Raw genomic sequence first — 24,802 nt, forward strand, 5'->3', positions numbered from 1 at the left:
CACCGATCGTGACCTGACGCAGATTCGTTGTGAAACAATGCTGTTCGGATGCTCGGATATCGATTACGGGTATCTGATCGAGATGGCCGCGGCAGAGTTCGGTGGTGCGGCCGGTGCATGGCAACAAGGGGGGAACACGCATGGCTTTACCGCAGGGGACCACTGGTTCGACAATGCCCCGACGCCAACTCGGCCGTCATCTGCGCGATCTGCGCAACCGGGCGCGGATGACCACCAGAACGGCTGCCCAGCAGCTGGAATGGTCGGAAGCCAAGATCTGGCGGATCGAGACGGGCCAGACCTCGCTGCGCAGCCTCGACGTCGAAGCGATGTGCAAGGTCTACGGCGCGCCGTCCGACCTCGTCGGCCCGCTCACGGCCTTGGCGCGGGAGACCAAGGCGCGGGGGTGGTGGACCGCGTACGGCGATGTGATCGCCGAAGGTTTCGAGGTCTACATCGGCTTGGAGGAAGCGGCTTCCCGCCTGTCCACCTACGAGAACGAGCTGGTGCCCGGCCTGTTGCAGACCGAGGCGTATACGCGCGCGCTGCTGGCCGCCGCGCGACCGGACATGCCGGCGAACGAGGTAGATCGCCGGGTACAGCTGCGCATGGCGCGGCAGGCGTTGCTCACCCGCGCCGATGCGCCCTTGCAACTCGATGTGGTGATCGGCGAAGGGGTGCTGTGGCGTCGGATCGGCAGCGCCGAGGTGGTCGCCGGGCAGCTGGCTCATCTGCGGCACATGGCCGACCTGCCCAACGTGCGAATCCGGTTGATACCGCAGGATTCCGGTTACCACGACGGCATGGACTCGGGCCGGTTCGTCATGCTCGAGTTCCCCGAGCTGCGGGCTGGTGAGCTGCCGGAGCCGCCGGTCGTTTACGTCGAGGCCTTCACCGGACCGGTCTACCTGGACAAGGAAACCGAAATAGACCGGTACCGAAAGGCTTTCGCGGGCATGGGCGCGGTAGCGGTGGACGCGCGCGACGGTATCGACGTGGCGCGGGCGGGCTGCAACGTCTGAGTCGCGGTGCGGATTACCTAGTGCGTCAGCACCATTGGACCCAGGCGCGTCAGCACTTCTGGCCGGGCACGCCCCAGCTGTCCTGCAGGACCGCGCGATGGGTCGGCAGCGCCTGCCGATAGACCTCGCGGCCCTTCTCGGTGAGGCAGACGAACACCGCCCGGCGATCTTCCGGGCACATGGTGCGCGCGACCAGTCCATCGCGCTCGAGCCGCGCTACCGCACGCGACAGCGCACTTTGGCTCAGGTAGATGTCGTTGGCCAGATCGCTCATGCGGTAATCGCCGCAGTTGGCGTCGACCAGCCGGTCCAGCGTCTCGAACTCACTGAGTCCGATCTGATGCTGTCCCTGTAGCGCTTTTTCCAGTGCGCAACTCACCGTCGCGTGGCGGTCGAGCAGCTCGCGCCACTCGCCGATCAGCCCGGTCGGCGCGACGGTGCGCCGGGCTGTCTCGATTGTCGACGGGTTCGACATGGCCCCATCTTAGTGGTCTCCAGAGATCTATGCAACCGCATTAGATGTGTTGGCATTTAATGCGCGCGCATGTAACGTACCCCGCATGACTTCACCAGCAACCCTGGCGGCCGCCTCGGCGACCGATCCGACCAGATGGACTACCCGGCTTTGGGGCATGCTGATCACGCTGTGCATCGTGCTGTTCCTGGACGGCCTCGACGTTTCGATGATCGGTGTCGCACTGCCGTCCATCGGCAATGAACTCGATCTCTCGACCTCCACCCTGCAGTGGTTGGTCAGCGGCTACATCCTCGGTTACGGCGGCCTGCTGCTGCTCGGCGGACGCACCGCCGATCTCTTCGGCCGCCGCAAGGTCTTCCTGATCGCGCTGGCGGTCTTCGCGGTCGCTTCGCTCGCGGGCGGTCTGGTGAGCTCGGGTCCGCTGCTGATCCTCACCCGTTTCATCAAGGGCCTGGCCGCCGCGTTCACCGCGCCGACCGGTCTGTCGATCATCACCACGAACTTCGCGGAGGGACCGGCCCGGAACAAGGCGCTGTCCATCTACACCGTGTTCGGTGCGGGCGGCTACTCGTCCGGCCTGCTGTTCGGTGGCCTGATGACCGGTGTCGGCTGGCGCTGGACCTTCCTGCTGCCGGTGCCGATCGCGCTGGCCGCACTGGCCGCCGCGTGGGTGCTGGTGCCGAAGGACAAGCCCGCCGAGGAGGGTGGCCACGACATCTTCGGCGCGCTGCTGTCCACCTCCGCCATGCTGCTGCTCGTCTACACCGTCGTCACCGCCCCGGAGGCGGGCTGGGCATCGGCACGCACCATCGGCTCGTTCATCGCGGTGCTGGTGTTGTTCGGCGCGTTCGTCGCGGTCGAGAAGCGGGTCAAGCACCCGTTGGTCCGGCTCGGCATCCTGCGCAAGGTGTCGCTGGTCCGCGCCAGTCTCGCGATCGTCGCGGTGGCCGGTTCGTACTTCAGCTGGCAGTTCATCGTGACCCTGTACATGCAGGACACCCTCGGCTGGTCGCCGCTGAAGCTGTCGATGGCCCTGCTGCCGGTGGGTCTGATGGTCGCGTTGTCCGCGGTGTTCTCCGACAAGCTGGTCGACCGGTTCGGTACCGGCCCGATCATCGGCGTCACCATGGCCGTGATGGCCGTCGGCTACCTGCTGTTCCTGCGGCTGGATACCGCGCCGTCGTACTGGACGATGCTGCTGCCCGCGATCATGCTGATCGGCATCGGCTGGGTCGGCTTCCCCGCCATCAACATTCAGGCGACCAACGGGATCGATGACGACGAGCAGGGTCTGGCGGCCGGTGTGCTGCAAACCTCCATGCAGGTCGGTGCGGCCATCGTGCTCGCGGTGACCACCGCGATCATCGCCTCGGGCACGCACGGTGAAACCTCGCCCACCGCGATGCTGGACACCTACCGCCCCGGCCTGATCTTTGCCGCGGGTATCTCCATCGTCGGTGCGCTGGTTGCCCTTTCGGCCTTCTTCGTCCGGCGCACCAAGCAGACGGACGTTGCTCCGGAGCCGGAGCTCGAACTCGTCGGCTGACCCCTGCGGCCGACTACGAAGCCGACCGGCACCACTGTGGGGTGGTGTCGGTCGGCTTGCGTCTTGCTCAGGAAAAAGGCGGTGCGGCAGTGTCTTTGGCGGACCGGACGAAGGTCAGCGGGCTGCCGTCGCGACCGACCGTCGGCCATTCGATGCCGAGCTGCGGATCGAAAGCGTCGATGTCCCTGTCGAATTCGGGCGTGTACTCGAGCGAGCACAGGTAGGTGACGGTGGAGTTGTCCTCCAGCGACAAGATCGCGTGCCCGAGCCCCTCGGACAGGAACATCGAGCGCCGGTCCACATCGTCGAGCAGCACGCTGTCCCAGCGCCCGTAGGTGGGCGAGCCGGGGCGCAGGTCGACGACCACGTCGAGGAACGCACCACGCACACAGGTCACGTACTTCGCCTGCCCCGGCGGATCCTCGGTGTAGTGGATGCCGCGCAGCACGCCCGCGGCCGAGACCGAGCAGTTCATCTGCCGCAGGTCGAACGGCCTGCCGGTGGCCTTCTCGAACTCCGACGCCTTGAATCCCTCGAGAAACATGCCACGGCCGTCACCGAGTTGCTGCGGGGTGATCACCCAGGCGCCGGGGACCGCGAGCTCGCGAAATTCCATGCTCACCAATCCCGGCCGCGTTCGAGAATGTCGAGCAGGTAGCTCCCGTAGCCGGAGCGGACGAGCGGTTCGGCCAGCTTGCACAGCTGTTCGTCATCGATGAAGCCCAGCCGCCAGGCGACCTCCTCGGGCACACCGATCTTGAGGCCCTGCCGTTCTTCGATGGTGCGCACGTAGTTCGCGGCGTCGAGCAGCGAATCGAAGGTGCCCGTATCGAGCCACGCCGTACCACGGGCGAGCACATCGACGCTGAGCCGATCCTGTTCCAGATAGGCCCGATTGATGTCGGTGATCTCGTATTCGCCACGCGCGGACGGCCGCAGCGTGCGCGCGATCTCGACGACATCGTTGTCGTAGAAGTACAGCCCGGGGATGGCGTAGTTCGACCGCGGCTGCTTCGGCTTCTCCTCGATGGAGACCGCGCGGCCGTCGGTGAACTCGACCACGCCGTAGGCGGTCGGGTCCGACACCCGATAGGCGAATACCGCGCCGCCGTCGATATCGGCAAAGCGATTCAGGCTCGCGCCGAGCCCGGGGCCGTGAAAGATGTTGTCGCCGAGCACCAGTGCCGCGTTGTCGGTGCCGATGTGGTCGGCGCCGAGCACGAAGGCGCGGGCCAGGCCGTCCGGCTCGGGCTGCACCACGTAACTGATCGAGACGCCGAACTGGGTGCCGTCACCGAGCAGCCGCCCGAACGCGTCGGCGTCCTCGGGTGTGGTGATGACCAGGATGTCGCGGATGCCCGCGAGCATCAATGTGCACAGCGGGTAGTACACCATCGGCTTGTCGTAGACAGGGACGAGCTGCTTGCTCACCCCGCGTGTGATCGGATGCAACCGGGAGCCGGTGCCACCCGCCAAGATAATTCCCCGCATGACCAGGAGTCTGCCAGTTCGGCCCGCGCTCGGCGTCGGCGAGGTTCCGAGTCCTCGTCGAATTGATTACGGAATCGGCGTTCGCGGTTTCCAGAGCCGCTGCTCGAGCGATTCTGTTGCTTAGGTCACACAACGCATGGTGTTCTGAAACAGCACTGTGTGAGATGTCAGCGCCGACAGCTCGCCTGGGACCGCTCGGTCGTGGCTCGGCGCGCCAGTTGGTGAGGTAGGTGCGCGATGTCAGCGACCAGAGTCGGCGAGCCCGGCAATGTGATGAATCCGGAAAATTTGAGCGCACCCGCGCGCCTGGTGCTGGCGGCCTGCCTCGGTGTCGTCCGCCCCGCCCTGCGCGCCGCACCGATCACCCGAGCGACCATCCCGATCGGCGCGATGGCGATCGACACGCTGGCCAGGCTGCGGCCGGAACCGCGTGGTGTGGACCGGGAGCAGGTGTCGCTCAACGGTTTCCGGATGGAGATCGTTCGCCCCGCGGGCGCGGCCCGGGCGCTGCGCCACGGTGCCCTGCTGTACATGCACGGGGGCGGATTCGCCGTCTGCGGGCTCCGTACCCACCGGCCGGTCGCGGCCAGCCTGGCGCGGCGTACGGGCCTGCCCGTGGTGAACGTCGATTACCGGCAGCTGCCGAACCGGCGCATCACGAATTCGGTGGACGACTGCCTCACCGCCTACCGCTGGCTGCTGCGCCGCGGCGCGGACCCGAGCCGGATCGTCTTCGCCGGTGATTCGGCGGGCGGCTACCTCGCTTTCGCCACCGCACTGCGCGCGATCGAGGTGGGGCTGCCCGCGCCCGCCGGGTTGGTCGGATTGAGCCCGCTGCTCGATCTGGACTACGCGGCCAAGCGAAGCCACGTCAATGTCCGGCGCGATCCCTATATTCCGCTGCTGGCGCTGGAAGCGGTGGTCCGGATCGGCGCGGAGATCGATGGCAAGCTCGATCCGCTGCTGTCACCGGTCAACGGGATCCTGGCGGGCCTGCCGCCGGTGCTGCTGATCGCCGCGGAAGACGAAGTGCTCCGGTACGACTGCGAGCTCATGGCGCAGCGGCTGACCGCCGCGGGCGTGCCGAACGCGGTGGAGCTCTGGCGTGGTCAGGTGCACGCGTTCATGAGCATCGCCCCGAGTTTGCCGGAGAGCCGGGCGGCGCTGGCGCGGGTGTCGCGCTTCGTCCGTGCTCGGATCGAGGAGGGCCAGCAGGCGCGGACTGCGTAAGCAGTCCGGCCTATCCAGGCGAGCCCCGTTCCGCTGTGGCCGGGACGGGGCTCGCGCCTGCCGGAACCAGTTCGGCCGTACGGTATTTCAACGCGGGAAGACGGAATTCGCTTGGCAGGCAGCGGCGGAGACAGGCGAACCCCGCCCAGCGGTGCCGGGCGGGGTTCGTGCCGTATTCGGTTGTGCGCCTGCGGTTCCGCTTACTTGGCGGGCGCGACGAACGGCTGGTTGATGGTGGTGAAGTACTGGATGGCCGCGCCGATCGCGACGGGTGCGGTGATGAAGATCTGGCCCGCGATGGTGCCCAGCGCGCCCATGGCCGCCGCGCCGCCGAGGCAGCCCGCGATGATGCCGCCGACGAACGGGCCGAACAGGCCGACGATGGTGCCACCGACGACCAAGCCGCCGAGCGCGCCACCCAGGACGCAGCCGACAGCCGCGCCGCCGAGGCCACCGACCAGGGTGCCGATGCTGGCGCCCAGGCTGATCGTGGCCGTCATGCGGCTCCAAGCGGCCTGCTCACGGTCGTACTCGTTCTTCCAGGGCGCCTTGTCCTCGAACGGCAGCGCGACCGGCTTGTAGACGGCCTTGTCCATCTCGATCTGCGGAGTCAAGGTTGCGGTGCGGCCCGCGATGTCGGCGGCGATGGGGAATTCGAAGTCATCGAGCCGGAACTTCAACGGGGTACCGGCGACGACGGTGCCGTCGGCGGCCTTGATCTTCAGCGCGTCGTCCTCGACGACGATGGAGCCCGCATCGATGGAAACGATGGACTGGGTATCGGTGGCCTGGGCGGTGAAATTGATCGGCGCTTCGCCGGCGGGGGCCGCGTTGACGGTGCCCGCGGTGACACCGAGCGCGGCGATCAGTAACGCCGATGTAGCAGCAAACTTCTTGATAAGCATGTCTGTAGTCCTCAATCAGTAGCGTTCAACAGGCGGTAGTGACCATCGACCGAGCTCGCTAATTTCCAGCATTTCGGTCGGTGTTGGAAGAGCCCCGCCTGGCAGTAGCCGGGCGGGGCTCCTGGCTCGCTTTCAGTTATGCGAGTTCACTTGTGGGGCAGAGCAGTTCGCCTTACTTGGCGGGCGCGACGAACGGCTGGTTGATGGTGGTGAAGTACTGAATCGCCGCGCCGATCGCCACCGGAGCGGTGATGAAGAGCTGACCCGCGATCGTGCCCAGCGCGCCCATGGCCGCCGCGCCGCCGAGGCAGCCCGCGATGATGCCGCCGACGAACGGGCCGAACAGGCCGACGATGGTGCCGCCGACGACCAGGCCGCCGAGCGCGCCGCCCAGGACGCAGCCGACAGCCGCGCCGCCGAGGCCACCGACCAGGGTGGCGATGGTGGCGCCCATGGCGATGGTGTCCTTCATGCGGTTGAACGCCGCGACCTCACGGTCGTACTCGCTCTTCCAGGGCGCCTTGTCCTCGAAGGGGAGGGCGACCGGCTTGTAGACGGCCTTGTCCATTTCGAGCTGGGGGGTCAGGGTCGCGGTGCGGCCAGAGATGTCGGCGGCGATGGGGAATTCGAAGTCATCGAGCCGGAACTTCAGTGGGGTACCGGCGACGACGGTGCCGTCGGCGGCCTTGATCTTCAGCGCGTCGTCCTCGACGACGATGGAACCGGCATCGACGGAGATGATGGACTGGGTATCGGTGCCTCGAGCGGTGAAATTGATCGGCGCGTCAGCGGCCGGAGCCGCGTTGACGGTGCCCGCGGTCACGCCGAGAGCGGCGATCAGCAGCGCCGAGGTAGCGGCGAATTTCCTCATCAGCATTTTGTTCGGAACCTCGATGTGAAGCGTTCGGAGGGGACTAGACGATCGAAATCTAGACCAGCTAACGAGTGGTGAACCCCTTGTGACCTTTTATTCAAATTTTGTTCACCAAAGAGACCCATGGCACTGTGGGGCGCCGGAAATAGGCACGCCGACCGGGGTTTTGGGCGACAAAGCGAACTGGGCGTCCTATATCTACCGGAGAGTATGAGACCAAGGTCACAGAGCGCAACTCTGGCGGATCGGCCCCGAGATTGCCTGGCACGGCATCGATCCCGCTTCCGCGCGCCGGGCGAAGTAGAGTCATGGGGTGCGATTGCTTGTCACCGGCGGAGCCGGATTCATCGGAGCCAACTTCGTCAAGCAGACCATTGTCGACCATCCCGACACCACGGTAACCGTTCTCGACGCGTTGACTTATGCGGGGAATCGGGCATCACTCGACCCGGTAGCCGATCGCATCGATTTCGTGCACGGCGATATCGCGGATCTGGATCTGGTCGACGAGCTCGTCAGCGGTGTGGACGCGGTCGTGCATTTCGCCGCCGAATCACACAATGACAACTCCCTGGCCGATCCCTGGCCATTCGTGCAGACCAATATCGTCGGCACCTATTCGCTGCTGCAGGCCGTGCGCCGCTACGACGTGCGTTATCACCATGTGTCCACCGACGAGGTCTACGGCGACCTCACGCCGGACGAGCCCGCCTTCACCGAGCAGACCCCGTACAACCCGTCGAGCCCGTACTCGGCCACCAAGGCCTCCAGCGACCTGCTGGTGCGCGCCTGGACCCGCTCGTTCGGGGTTCGCGCCACCCTGTCCAACTGCAGCAACAACTACGGGCCCTATCAGCATGTGGAGAAGTTCATTCCACGCCAGATCACCAACCTGATCGACGGCGTCCGGCCCCGGCTCTACGGCGCGGGCCATCAGGTGCGTGACTGGATCCACGTCGACGACCACAACCGCGCGGTGTGGGAGATCTTGGAGCGCGGCCGAATCGGGCAGACCTACCTGATCGGCGCCAAGGGCGAACTCGACAACAAGACCGTGGTGCGGATGATCCTGGAAGCCTTCGATCGCGACCCGGACGATTTCGACCACGTCACCGACCGGCCGGGCCACGACCAGCGCTACGCGATCGACGCGACGCTGCTGCGCACCGAACTCGGCTGGACCCCCCGCTACGCCGACTTCCGCGCCGGTCTCGCCGCGACCGTCCAGTGGTACCGCGCCAACGAAACCTGGTGGCGCCCATACAAAGCCATCACCGAGCGGGCCTACGTGGCAGCGGGCGAGCAGACCCTCAGCGGCGCAACGGAATAGCCGCCGAGGGGTTCAGCCCCAGACGATGTCGTAGTACTTCCACGCCGCCGCGATCAGCGCGACGACAGTCGCGACGATGACCGTGACCGCCGGGCCGACGGTGGGCGTCTTGCCCGCGATGTCGGTGAGCCGCAATGGCATCCAGCGCAGCAGCACCGCGAACGCGACGATCGCCAGCGGCACGAAGTAGCGGCCCTGCACGCCGTCGATGATGTAGTAGCCGACCGGCGTGAACGACATGTACAGCGTCACGTAGATCATCGCCACGCTGGCCGCCACGGTGAGCGCGACGAGCAGGGTGCGCCGGAAGGTGGCCGCGGTCATCCGATCCGCGACGCCGATGCTCACCGCGAAGGCGAACAGGCAGGCGAGCATGGTCAGGGCGGGGACATCGATGTAGGCGAAGCCGAGCTCGCCGAAGAACTGGCTGAACCACCGCTCGTCGCGCAGCGCGATGCTCTCGCCGAACACGCTGATGAAATGACCGGGGTCGCTCAGGATTCCGCGCAACTGCTCACCCGGCTTCACCGAATGCCATTGGTGCTCCGGCCGCATCAGGCCCATGCCGTCCCCGGTCGGTGCCGCGATCTTCATCCAGACCGCGAAGACGAGACCGCCGGCCACCGCGAAGGCCCACGGGATCGCGCGCCGCCAGCCGGTGAATCCGAACCGGTCCGCGGGCACCAGCACGACAAGCATCGCCAGCAGCACGTAGGTCGGCTTGCTCACCGGCAACAGGATCGTCGCGGCAAGCAGCGCACCGGTTTCCACCCGCCCGAGCCGGTCGCCGAGGAACAGCGCCTTGACCAGCAGCGCCGAAACCATGATGGCCAGCGCGTTGGTCATCGTGTCCGCCGTGACGGTGCCCGCTTGGAACACCGCGATCGGCAGCACCGCGACGGTGAATGCCAGCCACTGCACCCGATGCCTGCGCAGCGCGTACAGACCGAAGCCGACCACCGACAAGTAGGCGAGCAGCCCGGCGAGCCTGGTCAAAGCGATCGTCCCGCCGACGTCGAGACCGAACAACTCGGCGAGCCGAATGCCAACGGCGGCAGGGATATACGGCACCGGCGAGTAGGCGGCGGTGTTGGTGAACCAGACCGGTTCGGTGTCGTCGGACACCGCGGCGCCGCCGAGCCGGTCGTACGCACCGGGGTCCGCGACCATCGAGCCGGGTTCTTCGGGATTGGTCGTGTAGTCGCGCAGCGCGTAGCCCATCAGGGCGGTGATGCTGGTCGGGACGTCGCCGCCGTAGGCGACGCCGCGGGTGTCCTTGATCTGCTGCGGCAGCAACCCGCCGTGCGCGACCTGGTAGGCGCGGCCGAACTGGGTGATCTCGTCATGGCCCCAGAAGGGCGGGGTGAGGACCGTGAACAGCCCGCCGAAGATCGCGACGAGGACGGTGCAGGCCACCGTCGCCCCGCCGAGGCGTGTCACGATCCTGGCGGCGAAATCGCGGGCCGCGTTCGACGAGGTCGAGCTGTCAGTAGTACCAGCCGATTTGGTCGCGCCATTCGCCTGCGCCGATCCGGCGGACGTCTCGTTCAGCGCCTGTTCCGGAACCAATTCCTCCGCCGTGGCTTTGTCCGCGGAGGTGGTCACCGGCTTGCTCCGCCGGTGCGGGCGTCACCGCCGTTGCCGTTCGGATGGAAGTCGTCCGCGCTCACCGCGGAATAACGCAGGTACACCAGGCGCGCGGCCTCGTGCCGCGAGCGCCGGATGCCGTCGAGGATCAGACCCGCGGTCCAGGCCAGGCTGCCGAGTAGCAGCAAGGTGAAGCCGAGGAACAGAGTCGGGAAACGCGGCACCTCGCCGGTGTTGTAGAACTCGATGACGATCGGGATGCTCAGGATGATCGAAACCAGCCAGCTCAGCGTGCCGAACAGGCCGTAGAACGCGACCGGCCGCTCGTGCCTGGCCAGGCCGATGATCAGCGCCAGGATCTTGAACCCGTCGTGATAGGTGCGCAGCTTGCTCTCGCTGCCCGCCGGGCGGTCGCGGAAACCGACCGGCACCGCGGTCCGCGGCACCCGAAGGTGCAGCGAGTGTACGGTCAGCTCGGTTTCGATCTCGAACTCGCGGGAGACGGCGGGGAAGCTCTTCACGAACCGGCGGGAGAACACCCGGAAGCCGCTGAGCATGTCTTCGACGTTCTCGCCGAACACCTTGCCGACCACGCCGTTGAGCACCTTGTTGCCGGTCTCGTGGCCGGTCCGGTACGCCGAGCCGCTCTCGTCCTGCCTGCGGACGCCGAGCACGTGGTCGTAGGGGCCGTCGAGCAGCGTCTTGATCATCAGCGGCGCGGCCGAAGCCTCGTAGGTGTCGTCGCCATCGATCATCAGGTAGACATCGGCCTCGATGTCGGCGAAGGCGCGGCGCACCACGTTGCCCTTGCCCTTGGTGTGCTCGTGGCGCACGATCGCACCGGCCTCGCGGGCGCGTTCGGCGGTGGCGTCCGTACTCAGGTTGTCGTAGACATAGACGACGATTCCCGGCACGGCGGCCTGCAGGTCGGCCACGACCTTGGCGACGGCAGCCTCTTCGTTGTGGCACGGCACCACGGCGGCAATACGAAGCTCGGTGGAGTCCACCCGGGTCAATCCTCGCGATCGGTGGTGAATGTGGGAACACCGGGAGGGTACAGGGAACTCACCGCTGACGCGTGGCCGACCTCACCGCGCAGCGGGCGGAATTTCCGGTCGGGGCACGCCGTGTCGGGGCTGCGGTACCGTCGGGCCGTGCCAACCAGTGAGTCGACCGCGCAGGCGGGCGCGACCGTACCTCCCGCCGATGGCTCGATAGTGCGGAAGGTGTTCACCGCGCTGCGGCAGGGCAGTGCGTTCTTGGTGGTCGGAGCCATCGGCTTCCTCGTCGACGCGGGCACCTACAACCTCCTGGTCTTCTGGGGTGGCGAGGGCGTGCTTTATCACTACCCGTTGCCTGCCAAGATCATCGCGATCGCGGTGGCGACGGTGGTCACCTATTTCGGTAACAAGTGGTGGACCTTCGCGCACAAGAAGACGGACAATCCAGGGCGCGAATATCTTCTCTATACCGTCTTCAACGTTGTCGCGATCGGCCTGCAACTGGGGTGTCTCGGCTTCTCCCGCTACGTCCTCGACCTGTCCTCACCGCTGTCGGACAACATCTCTGGAACGCTCATCGGCCAGATGGTGGCGGTGATCTTCCGCTACTGGGCCTACGACAAGTTCGTCTTCACCGGGGCGCGCGAACGCGACGACGAGGTCGCGACCGACGCGTCAGCGAATGGCCAGCAACTGCGCTAGGACACGGCGGCATCGCGCCTGAACCGGCAGGTACCGAGGCTGGTTGATATCCTCACCCCCGCCGCGAACGGCATCCAGGGGCGTGTTTGTCCCGTCCGGCACGATAACGATTTCGAGGACTTCATGGATCAGTCGGCTACCCAGGCCGTTACCGAAACGAACGATCGAGCCCCGGCCGTTGACGCCCCGGCCTCGCTGCGCTCCGACCACCGGGCGCCGGATCGGCTGGTGTTGCAGCGCGGCATCTTCTCCGGTCCGTCGGCGAAGGTGAGCGACGAGCTGTATGCCGTGGTCAAGGGTCGCGCGCATCGGGAACGCCAGGTGCTGCGGCTGGAGAAGGGTGCGGCCGCGCACACCAACACCTACTTCGGCCGATTCGCGGCCAGTTATTGGCAGCGTTGGACCACCGTCACCGAGGTGCGGGCGGCCATGGTGCTCGATGTGACCAAGAAGGCGCGGGTCCGTCTCGTCGCCTCCGATATCGCGGGACATCGCCGGATCATCGACACCGCGCAGGTCACCGCGAACGGCCCGCTCACGCTGACCGCGCCGCTGGATCAGTACGTCGACGGCGGCGCGATCTGGCTCGAATTCGACGCCATCGGGGGTGACCTCGGCATCACCGAGGTCAGCTGGACCACGGTGGCGCCGGACCGCATTCGTCCCGTCGCGATCGCCATCTGCACGTTCAACCGGGCCGAGGACTGCGCGCACACGGTCGCGGCCCTGGCCTCCGACGAGGTCGTGCTCGACGCGATCGACGCGGTGTACGTGGTGGACCAGGGCACCGACCTGGTGGAGAACCGGCCGCGCTACCAAGAGGTCGTCCCGGTCTTCGGCGACAAGCTGCGCTACATCCGGCAGCCGAATCTCGGTGGGGCGGGCGGCTTCACGCGCGGGCTCTACGAGGTGTCCGCGGCCAATGAGCACGCCGACGTCATCCTGATGGACGACGACATCCTGTGCGAGCCGGAAACGGTGTTGCGGCTCAACGCCTTCGCCAACATGACGGTGGAGCCGACCCTGGTCGGCGCGCAGATGCTGTTCCTGCTCAATCCCGATTACCTCAATGTCGGCGCCGAAGAGGTGCATCTGCAGGAGCTGCGGCACGGGCAGAAGGTGCCGAAGGCGTTGCGCAACACCAGCATGCTCAAGCGCAACCAGGAACGTCGCGTCGACGCGGGCTACAACGCGTGGTGGACCTGCCTGATTCCGGCCGAGGTGGTCGCCAAGATCGGGTTGCCAGTCCCGATCTTCTTCCAGTGGGATGACGTCGAATACGGCATCCGGGCGCGCGAGAACGGTTTTGTCACGGTCACCCTGCCGAATGCGGCGGTGTGGCACGCGGACTTCTACTGGAAGGACTACGACGACTGGGCGCGCTACTTCAGCACGCGCAATTCGTTGATCGTCGGCTCGCTGCATACCGATCTGAACGGAAAGGCGATCACCCGCAAGCTGTTCCGTGAGCTGGCCGAGCAGCTGGTCGCCATGCAGTACGGCTTGGTGCACACCACGCTGCAGGGTATCGAGGATTTCCTGCAAGGTCCGAAGGTGTTGCGGGACGGCGGGATCGCCGCGCTGGCCGCCGCGCGCGGCAGCCGGGCGGATTACCCGGAGACGATCAAGCACCCCGCCTCGACCCCGCCGGTGCGTTCCGGTGACATTCAATTACGCCGCGCCACCGGCGAACCGAGCAGGCCGATGCTCGTGCTGATCAAGCGAGCCATCAACCAGTGGTTCGGCCGCACCCAGCACGGCATCATCGGCGTCACCCGGGAAGACGCGCACTGGTGGCATGTTTCGCTGTTCGACCACGTCGTGGTCACCGACGCCTCGCAGTCCGGTGTCCGAGTTCGTCAACGGGACAAGGCGCGGGCCCGGCAACTGCTCCGCCGCACCATCCGCGTGCTGCGCCGCCTACGCCGCGAACTACCCGCGTTGCAGCAGCAGTACCGCGCCGCCGTACCCGAACTGACCAGCCGCGCGAACTGGGAGCGGTTGTACGGCATCAAGCCGGAATAGGTTGCCGCACAAGAACTCTGAAAGTGCGTCGAGCCGCCCCGGGTGACTGCCCGGGGCGGCTCGATGTCTTCGGCGCTGGTCGTGATTCGGGATGATTCCGCGGCCCGATCGTGCTGGATTCCGACGTATGCCGGAGCGGTTCTCAGAGGAACAGGTCGGTGGTGAGTTCGCCGTTGCCGGGGACCACGCGGTATTTGTCGAGGTCGGTGATGCCGTGGGTGGCGAGGACGTCCTCATCGATGAAGAAGTTGCCGGTCGTCTCCTTGGCCGGGGACGTGAGCACCAGGTAGGCGGCGTCGGCGTAGATGTCCGGGGTGCGTGAGGTGGCGATCATCTCCTCGCCGCCGAGTAGGTTCTTCACCGCGGCGGTGGCGATGGTGGTGCGCGGCCACAGCGAGTTCACGCCGATGCCGTCGTTCTTCAGCTCTTCCGCCAAACCCAATGTGGTGAGCGACATTCCGTACTTGGCGATGGTGTAGCCCAGGGCCGTGCCGGCCCACTTGGGGTCGAGGTTCAGCGGCGGGGACAGGGTGAGGATGTGCGGATTGCGTTCGGCCGCGGCGGATGCGCGCAGGTGCGGGATGCTCAACTTGGACAGCAGGAAGCTGCCTCGGCAGTTGATGTCCTGCATCAGGTCGTACTTCTTCATCGACAGCGCGTCGGTGGGGGACAGGTCGATCGCGGAGGCATTGTTCACCACGATGTCGATCCCGCCGAACCGCTCGACCGTCTGCCGCACGGCCTCGGCCACCGACTCGTCGATGCGCACATCGCCGACGAACGGCAGCACCTGCCCGCCCGCCGCCTCCAGCTCCGCGGCCGCGGTATGGATGGTGCCGGGAAGCTTGGGATGCGGCTGATCGGTCTTGGCGATCAGGGTGATGTTCGCACCGTCCGCCGCCGCCCGCTTAGCGATCTCCAGCCCGATACCCCGACTGCCACCCGACATGATCATCGTCCGGCCCGCGAGCGGCTTAGATCCCGTTTCCGTCATTGCCCTGCTCCTGTCGTCTCGCCACGGAACCCCGCAGCCTTCCCCCTTTGCACACTAAGCGTAAACCCCACCCCTATGCAACCAGTTGCATAGGGGTGGGTTCATGATCACGGCCCGCACCTGAGCGCCCTCGCACAATGCCCCAGAGCTATCCATCGACCACGCCCCCCGGTTGTCGCCCAACGGGCCATGGCTGAGTGCCCACTCGCACAATGCCACGGCCATGTCCCGTTGGCCACGGTCCGCCGGGGGGCGGTTGCGCTCGACGGGACATGGCTGAGCTGCCACTTGCACAATGGCGCGGCCATGTCCCGTTGGCTACGGCCCGCCGGGTGCGAGTGGTGAACAACGGGGCCTAGTTGAGCGGCTACTCGCACTACGACGCGGTCATGTCCCGTTGACCACGGCCCGCGGCTATTGCCCAACGGGCCGTGGCTTGAACGCCCACCCGCAATATGCCGCAACTGCGTCCCGTTGACGGCGGCTCCCAGAGGGCGGTTGTGCCCGACGGGACATGGCTGAGCGCTCACTCGCACAATGCCACGGCCACGTCCCGTTGATCACGGCCCACCCGGCAAGCTTGATGCCCAACGGGACATGGCTGAGTGCCCACTCGCACGATGGCGCGGCCATGTCCCGTTGGCCACGGCCCACCCGTCGAGCTTGGTGCCCGACGGGACATGACTGAGCGCTCACTCGCACGATGCCGCGGTCATGTCCCGTTCGCCACGGTCAACCGGGGGCGCGTGGTGAGCAACGGGACGTGGCTGAGCGGCTACTCGCGCGATGGCGCCATGTCCGGCTGGCCATGGTCCACAGGGTGGTTGGTGATCAACGGGGCGTAGCTGAGCAGCTACTCGTGCAATGGCTGAGTGCCCACTCGGGCGATGGCGCGGCCATGTCCCGTTAACCACGGCCCCACGCGGCGAGCTTGGTGCTCGACGTGCTCGGCGGGACGTGGCTGAGCGTCCACTCGCACGATGGCGCGGTCATGTCCCGTTGGCCACGGTCTACCGCGGTGGCTGGTGATCGACGGGACGTGGCTGAGCGCTCATTCGTGCGATGGCGCGGCCATGTCCCGTTGATCACGGCTGGGCTGAGCTGGGGGCGGGGCGGGCGGGTGCTGATCGCCGACTGCGGGCCGCCCGCCTCGCGTTTTGGGGTGGGTCAGCGGCGGGAGCCTCGTTCTCGGTAGGCCTGACGCTGTTGTTTGATGATGTTTCGCCAGTTGCGGTCGCGTTCGGCTTGTAGGCGCTTGTCGGTGCGCGCTGCCATCCAGGCGTTTTCGTTGGCGAGTTTGCGGTAGCTGTCGAAGCGGCGCTGGGTTAGTTCGCCGTTGTCGATGGCTTCCTGGACGGCGCAGCCGGGTTCGCTGTTGTGCGCGCAGTCGCTGAATCGGCAGCGGGCGGCGAGGGATTCGACGTCGCTGAAGGTTTTCTCGATCCCTTCGGCGGCGTCCCATAGCCCGATTCCACGCAGGCCAGGCGTGTCGATGAGGGTGCCGCCGTTGGGCAGCGGCCGCAGCTCCCGATGCACGGTGGTGTGCCGCCCCTTCTTGTCCGCCGCGCGAACGGCGTTGGTGGCGAACACTTCTTGCCCGAGCAGGGCATTGGCGAGGGTGGACTTGCCCGCACCCGACGGACCGATCAACGCCACCGTCCCGTCGAGCATGGCGGCGAGTACGTCCAGCCCGACCCCGCTGCTGGCACTCACCGTGAGCACCGCGGCGCCGGGCGCGACAGCCCGCACTTCATCGATCGGAATATCCTCTGCCGCATCCGCTTTGGTCAGCACCACCAGGGGCTGCGCATTGCTCTCCCAGGCCAGCGCGAGCATCCGCTCGATCCGCCCCAGATCGACATCCGCGTCGGCCGCCGTGCACAACAGCACCGTGTCGACATTGGCGGCGAGCACCTGCCCTTGCGACCGGCCGGACACCGACGACCGCATGATCGCCGACCGACGCGGAAGCAGCTGCCGCACAGCCGGTTCGGCGTCGATGGTCACCCAGTCACCGGTGCACAGCCCGCTGACCTCGGAATCCGCCCGCGGGCACCGGGCCCGGGTTACCCCGGTCGGCGTGGCGACATCACATTCGCTGCGATCCATCCGGATAACCCGGGCGGGCACACAGCCTTCCTCGATCATCGAGGCGTATTCATCGGCTACGGCTTCAGTCCAGCCGTAAGGAACAAGAAGGTCGTACTCGACCATGATGGAAGGAATCCTTTGTCGGGCACTGAGCCCGATCGGGACTCAGCGACTGGAGATTGAGGTGGAGTTCCGTGTGGCGGCGTGCACAAGCACAGCTCGACCGCACACGACAATCCGAACGTTCCTGGTCACGGTCCACACCTCCTTGCCTCTCTCGCAGTTGCTCCCCACCCTGACATGCCCCGTTCACCCGCGCAACCGAATTAACGCCCGGCGCGGGCGCCGACGGACGGCTAGGGCCGCTGGTCGGGCTTGCCGAATTGCTCGTGCCGGCCGAGCGACCGCAGATGGAACCATTCGCGCAGGCCCGCAGGGTCGCGGCGGGTGACGAGGAAGAACCAAGAGAAGCGGATCCATTCCTGGGGGAGGAGTTTGCGCATGCCGGGCTGGGACATCAGGTAGCCACGGTTGCGGTAGGTGAAGTAGCGCTTCACCGGGTCGTCGGGGTATTGGGTGTGCATCCGGCCGCCGAGGATGGGCTTGAATTCGGCGGCACCGTTGGGGTGCAGGTACGCGGTCTGCAAGCAGGTGCCGAACGGCAGGCCGGAACGAACCAGTCTGCGATGCACCTCGACCTCGTCGCCGCGCACGAACAGGCGCAGGTCGGGTACGCCGATCACGTCGACCGCCTTGGCGGAGATGAGGGCGCCGTTGAACAGCGAGGCGATACCGGGCAGGAAATCCTCGTCGCCGAGTTCGGAACGCAACCGCCGCCAGACCACACCGCGGCGCAGCGGGAAGGCGAGCTGGTCCGGTTCATCGATATCGCAGACCACCGGCGACACCTCGACGAGTCCGTGCCGCTGTGCGCAATCGAGCAGGGTGGCAAGGACTTCCGGTCCTTCGGGCCGGCCGTCGTCATCGGCCAGCCACACCCAGTCCGCGCCCAGGCTCAGCGCGTGCAGCATGCCGAGCGCGAAACCGCCCGCGCCGCCGAGGTTGTGCGCCGAGCCGAGGTAGGTGGCTTCGATCGGCTGGTCCCGGACCAGGTCGGCGACCTCGGACTCGTTGGCATTGTCGACAACGATCAGGTGGTCGACCGGACGAGATTGGGAAGCAATGACTTTCAGCGATTCGGCGAGCAGTTCGCGGCGCTTGTGGGTGACCACGACCGCGACGATCCGCGCATCCGAACCGGTGCCGCCGGAGCTCTGCGCCGCGGCTTCGGCCGCCGGTGGTGTCGCATCGTCGGAGGGTGCGGGGACGCTAGCTGCTTGGGCCGGTGAGGTTTTCGAGTCTGCCGCGGATTCGCCGACGCTCGCGGACACCGCGGCGCCGGGCTGCTCGGGCGCGGAGTCGACCCGGGCATCCGCCCCGGTCTCGATCGGGGTGTCCTGCCCGGTCGGCTCACTCATGCCTGATTCCGCTCCAGTTCTCGTTCGGTTCCCATGGTCCGTTCGGCTTCCATTTCCCGCAGCACGGTCGCGACGTGGTTGCCCGCGTCCGGACCTTCATAGGCTCGCACCACTTCTTCGATACCGCCACGCAAACGGATCTGTCCGTGATCGATCCACAGCGCCGAATCGCAGAGTTGTGCGAGGAATTCGTTGGAATGGCTGGCGAATACCAGGATGCCCGATCGGGCCACCAATTTCTGCAGGCGCAGCCGGGCCTTCTTCATGAATTCGGCGTCCACCGCGCCGATGCCCTCGTCCAGCAGCAGGATCTCCGGGTCGATCGAGGTCACCACGCCCATGGCGAGGCGCACCCGCATGCCGGTGGAGTAGGTCCGCAGCGGCATGGACAGATATTCGCCGAGCTCGGTGAAATCGGCGATCTCGTCGATCTTGGCCAGCATCTGCTTGCGCGTCTGCCCGAGGAAAAGGCCCCGAATGATGATGTTCTCGTAGCCGGAGATTTCCGGGTCCATGCCGACACCGAGATCGAACACCGGCGCCACCCGGCCGCGGATGCGCGCGCTGCCCCGGGACGGTTCGTAGATCCCCGAAAGCAGCCGCAGCAGGGTCGATTTGCCCGCGCCGTTGTGGCCGACCAGGCCGACCTTGTCGCCTTCCTTCAGCGACAGCGTGATGTCGCGCAGCGCCTCGACCACCACCACGTCGGACTGGTTGCGCCCGATCGCGCCGCCCGCCTTGCCGAGGAAGGCCTTTTTCAGCGACCGCGATTTGGCGTCGAAGATCGGGAATTCGACCCAGGCATTGTGGGTTTCGATACTCACATGGTCGGTCATCGAGCCCCTCCTAGACCCAGTACGGCACGCGCGAACGGAACTGCTTCATCGCGAAGATCGCGACGAGCCAGCCGACCACGGTGATGGCGCCGACGATTGCCCAGTGATACAGATGCTGATCGTCGCCGAGCAACGGTGCGCGAATGATCTCCAGGTAGTGGAACGTCGGGATGATCTCGGCCAGTTTCGCGCGCTCACTCACCTGGCCGCCCTGCGACTCCAGGCTTTTCGTATTCCACATCACCGGGGTCAGCACGAACAGCATCAGGGTGAGGCTGCCGAGGATCGGCGCGATATCGCGGTAGCGGGTGCTGAAGATGCCGAACACGATCGACACCCACATCGCGTTGAGGAAAAGCAGACCGAGTGCGGGAATGGCGAATATCGCGGTCCAGTGCAGTTTCTCCCAGACACCGAACGCGATGAGCACCACGAGATAGATCAGCATGTTGTGCGCGAAGAACAGCAGTTGTCGCCAAACCAGGCGATAGACGTGCACGCTCAACGCGGACGGCAGCTGTTTGATCAGCCCCTCGTTCGCAATGAAAACGTCGGAGCCCTCGAGAATGCTCGCGTTGATGACATTCCAGACGATGATGCCGACCGCCACATAGGGCAGGTAGTCCTTGATCGGCTGGTCGAGCAGCGCGGCGTACAGGAGGCCGATCGCGGCCGCCTGTACGCCGGTGGCAATGGTGATCCAGAACGGTCCGAGCACCGACCGCCGATACCGCTGCTTGATGTCCTGCCAGCCGAGCGACAACCACAGTTCCCGTTGTCCGAAGCCGACGCGGAAGTCCTTGAAGGCCCGCTGGAAGGTCTGCGAATCCGACGCGACCGGCTCGGACTCGGCCGTCCGGGCGGTGTCCTCGGCGAGCTTCTCCTGCGCGGCAGGCGTCTCCCCAGGACTCATCGGATCCTCTTCCGCCGAGCCGTCATCGGAACGCGCAGAACTGTCGCCGAAGGATTCTCCCTCCGGACGCACGGAGTCATCTGAACGAACTTGGCTGTCATCTGAACGCACTGAGCTCTCTTCAGGACGCCCCGAACTCAGTTCCGAGTCGGGGCGAGCGGCAGCGGCGGGCACGGTGCTCGACACTACCCTTGTACATTCCTACCGACCCGCCTGGCACACGCGGGTCAACGCCTCACAGATACTGCCCGGAACCGCCCGTGACGTGATTGGTTTGGCCGCCGCGCGGGTCGGCCGCGTGGATGCCGGGCGGCAGCGCACCCTGGCGCATCTGCTCGAGTTGCGCCCGCGCCGCCATCTGCTGGGCGAACAACGCCGTCTGAATGCCGTGGAACAGCCCTTCGAGCCAGCCGACCAGCTGAGCCTGGGCGATTCGCAGCTCGGCGTCGGACGGAATGGCGTCGTCGGTGAAGGGCAGCGTCAGCCGCTCCAGCTCGTCGCGCAGTTCCGGAGCGAGGCCCTGTTCCAGTTCGCGCACCGACGACTTGTGGATCTCCTTCAGCCTGCTCCGGCTGGCGTCGTCGAGCGGAGCCGCGCGGACCTCTTCGAGCAGCTGCTTGATCATGGTGCCGATCCGCATCACCTTCGCGGGCTGCTCGACCATGTCGGCGAGCGATTCGCCCGAATCGTCCCGTTCGTCCGACTCGTTCTTCTTGTCCTCGTCGGTCACCACCTGTGCGGTGACGGGCGCGTCCGCTGCGGCTTCCGCTGGGACGACCAGCGGGCGGCCATCCGGTCCGACTACGACGATGTGGTCCGGTGCGTCATCCGATTGCGTCATGGTCCCTATCATGTCGCGTCGTTCCAGAACGCGCTAAGCCGGTATTTGAAACCCGTCGGCAAACCACGGAGGGACACCAGCTCAACGGGTTGCCACGGGGTGGCGCCGACCGTCTCGCCCGGTCCCTGACAAAGCGACCCGGCGGCGTTCTATTCTGTTCGGGTCGTGTGGTTCGGATTTGCTGAAAGTCGGTTGCCATGCTGAGTCCCAGGTCGCTGTGCCCCCGCTATGAAGTGGAGGGGAACACGGTTACACAGGCTCGCCCGCTGCCCTTAGAGTGGCCAACATGACTTACGACGTCGCGAGGGTTCGGGGCCTGATACCGTCCCTCGGCGACGGCTGGATCCATCTCGACCCGCAAGCGGGCATGCTGGTGCCCGATGCGGTATCTCGCGCCGTGTCAACGGGATTCCGAACTTCCTCTTTTTCGCATATCGGTCGCAATGGTGCGGCAGTGCGTAGCGCCGCCATTCTGGACGCGGCTCGCGAGGCGGTGGCGGATCTGGTCGGCGGCGATCCGGCGGGCGTTGTCCTGGGGCCGGACCGGGCGGTGCTGCTGGCCTGGCTGGCCGAGTCGTTGAGCTCGCGGCTCGGGCTCGGCACCGGCATCGTGTTGTCCCGGCTGGACGATGAGGCGAATGTCGCGCCGTGGTTGCGGATCGCCAATCGCTACGGCGCGCATGTGCGCTGGGCCGAGGTGGAGATCGAAACCTGCGAGATGCCGTCCTGGCAGTTCGAGGAATTGATCGGGCCCACCGCGCGATTGGTCGCGCTCACCGCGGCCTCGCCGATCGTCGGCTCCGCGCCCGCGGTCCGGGTGGCCGCGGACCGAGTGCACGATGTGGGCGGTCTGCTCGTCGCCGATGCGTTCGGCGCGGCGCCGTACGCGCTCATCGACATCGATGAACTCAATGCCGACGTCGTCGCGCTCAGCGCGCCGGCCTGGGGTGGTCCGCAGATCGGTGCGCTGGTTTTCCGCGATCCGGCCTTTCTGGACCGCATTCCCTCGATGTCGTTGAACCCCTATGCCAAGGGCGCAGAGCGGCTCGAGGTGGGCGGACACCAATACGCCCTGCTCGCCGGGCTGACCACCTCGATCGACTTCCTCGCCGGACTCGACGAGCGAGCCCGCGGCAGCAGGCGGCAGCGGTTGGAAATGTCGATCACCTCGCTGCAGGACTACCACGATCAACTGTTCGAGCACCTGATGGATGTGCTGGACAAGATCCCGCACCTGACCGTCATCGGCCGCGCCTCCACCCGAATCCCCACCGTCAGTTTCACTCTCGCGGGCATGCAAGCCGAGAAAGTCGCCGCCAAACTCGCCGACAACCGCATCGGCACCCTCAGCGGAGTGCACGGCGGCAGTCGCCTGCTGGACGCCCTCGGCGTCAACGACGAAGGTGGCGCGGTAACCATCGGTCTAGCGCCCTACACCACCAAGTTCGAAATCGACCAACTCGGCCGCGCCCTCGCCGCCATGGAGTAGACGGCCCTCTGCGTCGTCCTGTCCGCCGCGAGCGATCTGCCGCCGCGCAGGAGTCCGCCTGCCGCGCATGAACTCGCCTGTCGCGCATGAACCCGCTCGCCGCGCATGAACCCGCTCGCCGCGCATGAACCCGCTCGCCGCGCATGAACCCGCTCGCCGCGCATGAACCCGCTCGCCGCGCATGAACCCGCTCGCCGCGCATGAACCCGCTCGCCGCGCATGAACCCGCTCGCCGCGCATGAACTCGCCTGCCGCGCACGGACTCGCCTGCCGCGCACGGACTCGCCTGCCGCGCACGGACTCGCCTGCCGCGCACGGACTCGCCTGCCGCGCACGGACTCGCCCGCCGCGCACGAACCCGCCCGCCGCGCACGAATCCGCGCGCGGAGCAGCCCGCCGCGCGGAGCAGCTTCCCGCACACGAATTCAGCCTGCCGCGCACAGAACAGCCCGCCGCGAACGAATCAGTGCCGCGCGCTCGGAATTGCTAACGATCATGCGCGCCATGACAACCCATGTACGCCAACGAGCAGTGCGGTGCTCGATCGACTGGCGGCCTCAGTGGGGTCTACGCCGGTGCTGTGCACGGTGGGGTCCTGCCCGCCGCGCACCAGTTTGCGCCCCGCCCTCGAAACGGCTAGCTATTCGGTGCGTGCCAAGAGGATTCGTCCGCAGATGCGAGTAGCCGCAGGCGCCGAAGTTCGAGCGCGCAACTGCTGCAACGGTTTCGGTTAGAGGTCCCGCACCTGCAGGACGACTTTGCCGAAGGTGTCGCCTGATTCGAGTAGACGGTGGGCTTCGCCCGCCTCGGTGATCGGTAGTTCCGCGTGAATGACCGGTGCGACGGTGCCGTCGGCTACCAATGGCCACAGGTGGCGGTGCACTTCGGCGATGATGGCGGCCTTGCTTCCGTGGCCGGTGGCGGGCCTGTTGCGCACGTTGGTGGCGTGCACGGTGCCCCATTTCCGTAGCAGTGCACCGAGATTCAGTTCGCCGGTGGCGCCGCCCTGCATGCCGATCACGATCAGGTGCCCGAAATTCGCCAGGGCGTCTATGTTGCGGGCCAGGTAGGCCGCGCCCATGTTGTCCAGGATGACATCGGCGCCCGAGTCCTCGGCGTGCACCGCGGCGACGAAATCGTCCTCGCGGTAATTGATCAGCACCTGCGCGCCGAGTTCCGCGCATTGCCGCAGCTTTTCGGCCGACCCGGCGGTGACCGCGACCCGCGCGCCGAGGCTGCGCGCAACCTGGATGGCGTGCGTGCCGATGCCACTCCCGCCACCGTGTATCAACACCAACTGTCCCGCGTGCAGCCCGGCCGTCATCACCAGGTTCGACCACACCGTCGCCGCCACCTCGGGCAGTCCGGCGGCTGCGCCGAGATCCAAGCCGTCCGGCACCGGCAGCAGTTGGGTGGCGGGGGCGACCACCTTTTCGGCGTACCCACCGCCGGACAGCAGCGCGCAGACCCGATCACCGACCTGCCAGTCGCGCACGCCGTCGCCGAGTTCGGCGATGACGCCGGAGCATTCCAGACCGATCACCTCGCTGGCACCCTTCGGCGGCGGATAATTCCCTTGGCGCTGCAGCAGGTCGGCCCGATTCACCCCCGCCGCCGCCACCTCGATCAGCACCTCGCCGTGTCCTGGCACCGGATCCGGCGCATCCTCCCACGCCATCACCTCGGGCCCGCCGAAACCATTCAGCTTGATCGCACGCACAGGTCCCATACTGCCCCCGCCCGCCCCATCTCTGTGCGTGGGCCCTGTCGTCCTGGGCCTCCGGGCCCGCATCTTCGTCGTGTGTGGGCACAGGAGCCCCGGGTCTTCGCCCGCCCATCGCCGTGCGTGGGCCTGTCGTTCCGGGTCTTCGCCCGCCCCATTCCTGTGCGTGGGCCTGTCGTTCCGGGTCTTCGCCCGCCCCATCCCTGTGTGTGGGCCTGTCGTTCCGGGTCTTCGCCCGCCCCATCC

At 66.7% G+C, this 24,802-nt stretch carries 21 protein-coding genes; 7 read left to right on the forward strand and 14 right to left on the reverse strand.

Features of this window, described 5'->3' with window-relative positions:
• The first annotated feature begins 173 nt into the window (after positions 1-173).
• Positions 174-1,022, forward strand: coding sequence for a helix-turn-helix domain-containing protein (locus ACFK0J_RS01495; protein ID WP_378735815.1), 849 nt, complete (start codon positions 174-176; stop codon positions 1,020-1,022).
• A gap of 49 nt (positions 1,023-1,071) precedes the next feature.
• Here ACFK0J_RS01495 and ACFK0J_RS01500 read toward each other — a convergent pair whose 3' ends face one another.
• Positions 1,072-1,497: a MarR family winged helix-turn-helix transcriptional regulator gene (locus ACFK0J_RS01500; protein WP_378735817.1), complete on the reverse strand. Its 426-nt coding sequence runs from the start codon at positions 1,495-1,497 to the stop codon at positions 1,072-1,074.
• A gap of 85 nt (positions 1,498-1,582) precedes the next feature.
• On the opposite strand from ACFK0J_RS01500, the gene ACFK0J_RS01505 reads away from it, so the two are divergent.
• On the forward strand, positions 1,583-3,046 hold the full coding sequence (locus ACFK0J_RS01505) for an MFS transporter (RefSeq protein ID WP_378735819.1): 1,464 nt from the start codon (positions 1,583-1,585) through the stop codon (positions 3,044-3,046).
• Positions 3,047-3,113: 67 nt separating this feature from the next.
• Here ACFK0J_RS01505 and ACFK0J_RS01510 read toward each other — a convergent pair whose 3' ends face one another.
• The gene (locus tag ACFK0J_RS01510) at positions 3,114-3,662 is read right to left on the reverse strand and encodes a dTDP-4-dehydrorhamnose 3,5-epimerase family protein (RefSeq protein ID WP_218472636.1); all 549 of its coding nucleotides are present in this window, start codon (positions 3,660-3,662) and stop codon (positions 3,114-3,116) included.
• Positions 3,663-3,664: 2 nt separating this feature from the next.
• A complete protein-coding gene (rfbA, locus tag ACFK0J_RS01515) occupies positions 3,665-4,537 on the reverse strand; it encodes a glucose-1-phosphate thymidylyltransferase RfbA (protein WP_218472637.1) in 873 nt (290 codons plus the stop codon).
• 237 nt (positions 4,538-4,774) lie between these two features.
• On the opposite strand from rfbA, the gene ACFK0J_RS01520 reads away from it, so the two are divergent.
• Positions 4,775-5,767, forward strand: a complete 993-nt coding sequence (locus ACFK0J_RS01520) for an alpha/beta hydrolase (protein ID WP_378735822.1) — start codon at positions 4,775-4,777, stop codon at positions 5,765-5,767.
• A 200-nt stretch (positions 5,768-5,967) separates the two neighbouring features.
• Here the strand turns inward: ACFK0J_RS01520 and ACFK0J_RS01525 are convergent, their stop codons facing one another.
• Positions 5,968-6,672: a hypothetical protein gene (locus ACFK0J_RS01525; protein ID WP_378735824.1), complete on the reverse strand. Its 705-nt coding sequence runs from the start codon at positions 6,670-6,672 to the stop codon at positions 5,968-5,970.
• A gap of 172 nt (positions 6,673-6,844) precedes the next feature.
• A complete protein-coding gene (locus ACFK0J_RS01530; RefSeq protein WP_378735826.1) occupies positions 6,845-7,549 on the reverse strand; it encodes a hypothetical protein in 705 nt (234 codons plus the stop codon).
• Positions 7,550-7,859: 310 nt separating this feature from the next.
• On the opposite strand from ACFK0J_RS01530, the gene rfbB reads away from it, so the two are divergent.
• Positions 7,860-8,876 (forward strand): dTDP-glucose 4,6-dehydratase, encoded by a 1,017-nt coding sequence (gene rfbB, locus ACFK0J_RS01535; RefSeq protein WP_378735828.1) that lies wholly within the window; start codon positions 7,860-7,862, stop codon positions 8,874-8,876.
• Between the two features lie 12 nt (positions 8,877-8,888).
• Here rfbB and ACFK0J_RS01540 read toward each other — a convergent pair whose 3' ends face one another.
• Together ACFK0J_RS01540 and ACFK0J_RS01545 are read right to left on the reverse strand one after the other, a co-directional pair.
• On the reverse strand, positions 8,889-10,481 hold the full coding sequence (locus ACFK0J_RS01540; protein ID WP_378735830.1) for a DUF2142 domain-containing protein: 1,593 nt from the start codon (positions 10,479-10,481) through the stop codon (positions 8,889-8,891).
• Positions 10,478-11,470, reverse strand: coding sequence for a glycosyltransferase (locus tag ACFK0J_RS01545; protein ID WP_378735832.1), 993 nt, complete (start codon positions 11,468-11,470; stop codon positions 10,478-10,480). The genes ACFK0J_RS01540 and ACFK0J_RS01545 overlap by 4 nt, the downstream gene beginning before the upstream one ends.
• A gap of 147 nt (positions 11,471-11,617) precedes the next feature.
• Here ACFK0J_RS01545 and ACFK0J_RS01550 point away from each other — a divergent pair, with 147 nt between their 5' ends.
• Both ACFK0J_RS01550 and ACFK0J_RS01555 read left to right on the forward strand, forming a co-directional pair.
• Positions 11,618-12,166 carry a GtrA family protein gene (locus tag ACFK0J_RS01550; protein ID WP_378735834.1) on the forward strand — a complete coding sequence of 183 codons (549 nt, stop codon included), beginning with the start codon at positions 11,618-11,620 and terminating at the stop codon, positions 12,164-12,166.
• A 123-nt stretch (positions 12,167-12,289) separates the two neighbouring features.
• Positions 12,290-14,191 (forward strand): glycosyltransferase, encoded by a 1,902-nt coding sequence (locus ACFK0J_RS01555; RefSeq protein WP_378735836.1) that lies wholly within the window; start codon positions 12,290-12,292, stop codon positions 14,189-14,191.
• Positions 14,192-14,333: 142 nt separating this feature from the next.
• Here ACFK0J_RS01555 and ACFK0J_RS01560 read toward each other — a convergent pair whose 3' ends face one another.
• The 6 genes from ACFK0J_RS01560 to ACFK0J_RS01585 all read right to left on the reverse strand — a co-directional run bounded on the left by ACFK0J_RS01560 (position 14,334) and on the right by ACFK0J_RS01585 (position 21,344).
• The gene (locus ACFK0J_RS01560) at positions 14,334-15,185 is read right to left on the reverse strand and encodes an SDR family oxidoreductase (protein WP_378735838.1); all 852 of its coding nucleotides are present in this window, start codon (positions 15,183-15,185) and stop codon (positions 14,334-14,336) included.
• Positions 15,186-16,352: 1,167 nt separating this feature from the next.
• On the reverse strand, positions 16,353-17,399 hold the full coding sequence (gene rsgA, locus ACFK0J_RS01565; protein ID WP_378735840.1) for a ribosome small subunit-dependent GTPase A: 1,047 nt from the start codon (positions 17,397-17,399) through the stop codon (positions 16,353-16,355).
• Positions 17,400-17,632: 233 nt separating this feature from the next.
• Positions 17,633-18,754: a glycosyltransferase gene (locus ACFK0J_RS01570; protein WP_378735842.1), complete on the reverse strand. Its 1,122-nt coding sequence runs from the start codon at positions 18,752-18,754 to the stop codon at positions 17,633-17,635.
• Positions 18,751-19,590, reverse strand: a complete 840-nt coding sequence (locus ACFK0J_RS01575) for an ABC transporter ATP-binding protein (protein ID WP_218472648.1) — start codon at positions 19,588-19,590, stop codon at positions 18,751-18,753. The genes ACFK0J_RS01570 and ACFK0J_RS01575 overlap by 4 nt, the downstream gene beginning before the upstream one ends.
• Before the next feature lie 10 nt (positions 19,591-19,600).
• The gene (locus tag ACFK0J_RS01580) at positions 19,601-20,503 is read right to left on the reverse strand and encodes an ABC transporter permease (RefSeq protein ID WP_378735843.1); all 903 of its coding nucleotides are present in this window, start codon (positions 20,501-20,503) and stop codon (positions 19,601-19,603) included.
• A 235-nt stretch (positions 20,504-20,738) separates the two neighbouring features.
• Positions 20,739-21,344, reverse strand: a complete 606-nt coding sequence (locus tag ACFK0J_RS01585) for a bacterial proteasome activator family protein (RefSeq protein WP_378735845.1) — start codon at positions 21,342-21,344, stop codon at positions 20,739-20,741.
• Between the two features lie 286 nt (positions 21,345-21,630).
• Here ACFK0J_RS01585 and ACFK0J_RS01590 point away from each other — a divergent pair, with 286 nt between their 5' ends.
• The gene (locus tag ACFK0J_RS01590) at positions 21,631-22,833 is read left to right on the forward strand and encodes a cysteine desulfurase-like protein (RefSeq protein WP_218472651.1); all 1,203 of its coding nucleotides are present in this window, start codon (positions 21,631-21,633) and stop codon (positions 22,831-22,833) included.
• A 730-nt stretch (positions 22,834-23,563) separates the two neighbouring features.
• Here ACFK0J_RS01590 and ACFK0J_RS01595 read toward each other — a convergent pair.
• A complete protein-coding gene (locus ACFK0J_RS01595; RefSeq protein ID WP_378735847.1) occupies positions 23,564-24,553 on the reverse strand; it encodes an NAD(P)H-quinone oxidoreductase in 990 nt (329 codons plus the stop codon).
• Positions 24,554-24,802 lie beyond the last annotated feature (249 nt).

Source organism: Nocardia brasiliensis, from assembly GCF_042691675.1.
GTDB lineage: Bacteria > Actinomycetota > Actinomycetes > Mycobacteriales > Mycobacteriaceae > Nocardia > Nocardia brasiliensis_D.

Bases quoted from the DNA above. Each gene is read 5' to 3' on its own strand.
- ACFK0J_RS01495 (WP_378735815.1), top strand. From the start codon at position 174: ATGCCCCGACGCCAACTCGGCCGTCATCTGCGCGATCTGCGCAACCGG.
- ACFK0J_RS01500 (WP_378735817.1), bottom strand. From the start codon at position 1,497: ATGTCGAACCCGTCGACAATCGAGACAGCCCGGCGCACCGTCGCGCCG.
- ACFK0J_RS01505 (WP_378735819.1), top strand. From the start codon at position 1,583: ATGACTTCACCAGCAACCCTGGCGGCCGCCTCGGCGACCGATCCGACC.
- ACFK0J_RS01510 (WP_218472636.1), bottom strand. From the start codon at position 3,662: ATGGAATTTCGCGAGCTCGCGGTCCCCGGCGCCTGGGTGATCACCCCG.
- rfbA (WP_218472637.1), bottom strand. From the start codon at position 4,537: ATGCGGGGAATTATCTTGGCGGGTGGCACCGGCTCCCGGTTGCATCCG.
- ACFK0J_RS01520 (WP_378735822.1), top strand. From the start codon at position 4,775: ATGTCAGCGACCAGAGTCGGCGAGCCCGGCAATGTGATGAATCCGGAA.
- ACFK0J_RS01525 (WP_378735824.1), bottom strand. From the start codon at position 6,672: ATGCTTATCAAGAAGTTTGCTGCTACATCGGCGTTACTGATCGCCGCG.
- ACFK0J_RS01530 (WP_378735826.1), bottom strand. From the start codon at position 7,549: ATGCTGATGAGGAAATTCGCCGCTACCTCGGCGCTGCTGATCGCCGCT.
- ACFK0J_RS01555 (WP_378735836.1), top strand. From the start codon at position 12,290: ATGGATCAGTCGGCTACCCAGGCCGTTACCGAAACGAACGATCGAGCC.
- ACFK0J_RS01560 (WP_378735838.1), bottom strand. From the start codon at position 15,185: ATGACGGAAACGGGATCTAAGCCGCTCGCGGGCCGGACGATGATCATG.
- rsgA (WP_378735840.1), bottom strand. From the start codon at position 17,399: ATGGTCGAGTACGACCTTCTTGTTCCTTACGGCTGGACTGAAGCCGTA.
- ACFK0J_RS01570 (WP_378735842.1), bottom strand. From the start codon at position 18,754: ATGAGTGAGCCGACCGGGCAGGACACCCCGATCGAGACCGGGGCGGAT.
- ACFK0J_RS01575 (WP_218472648.1), bottom strand. From the start codon at position 19,590: ATGACCGACCATGTGAGTATCGAAACCCACAATGCCTGGGTCGAATTC.
- ACFK0J_RS01580 (WP_378735843.1), bottom strand. From the start codon at position 20,503: ATGAGTCCTGGGGAGACGCCTGCCGCGCAGGAGAAGCTCGCCGAGGAC.
- ACFK0J_RS01585 (WP_378735845.1), bottom strand. From the start codon at position 21,344: ATGACGCAATCGGATGACGCACCGGACCACATCGTCGTAGTCGGACCG.
- ACFK0J_RS01590 (WP_218472651.1), top strand. From the start codon at position 21,631: ATGACTTACGACGTCGCGAGGGTTCGGGGCCTGATACCGTCCCTCGGC.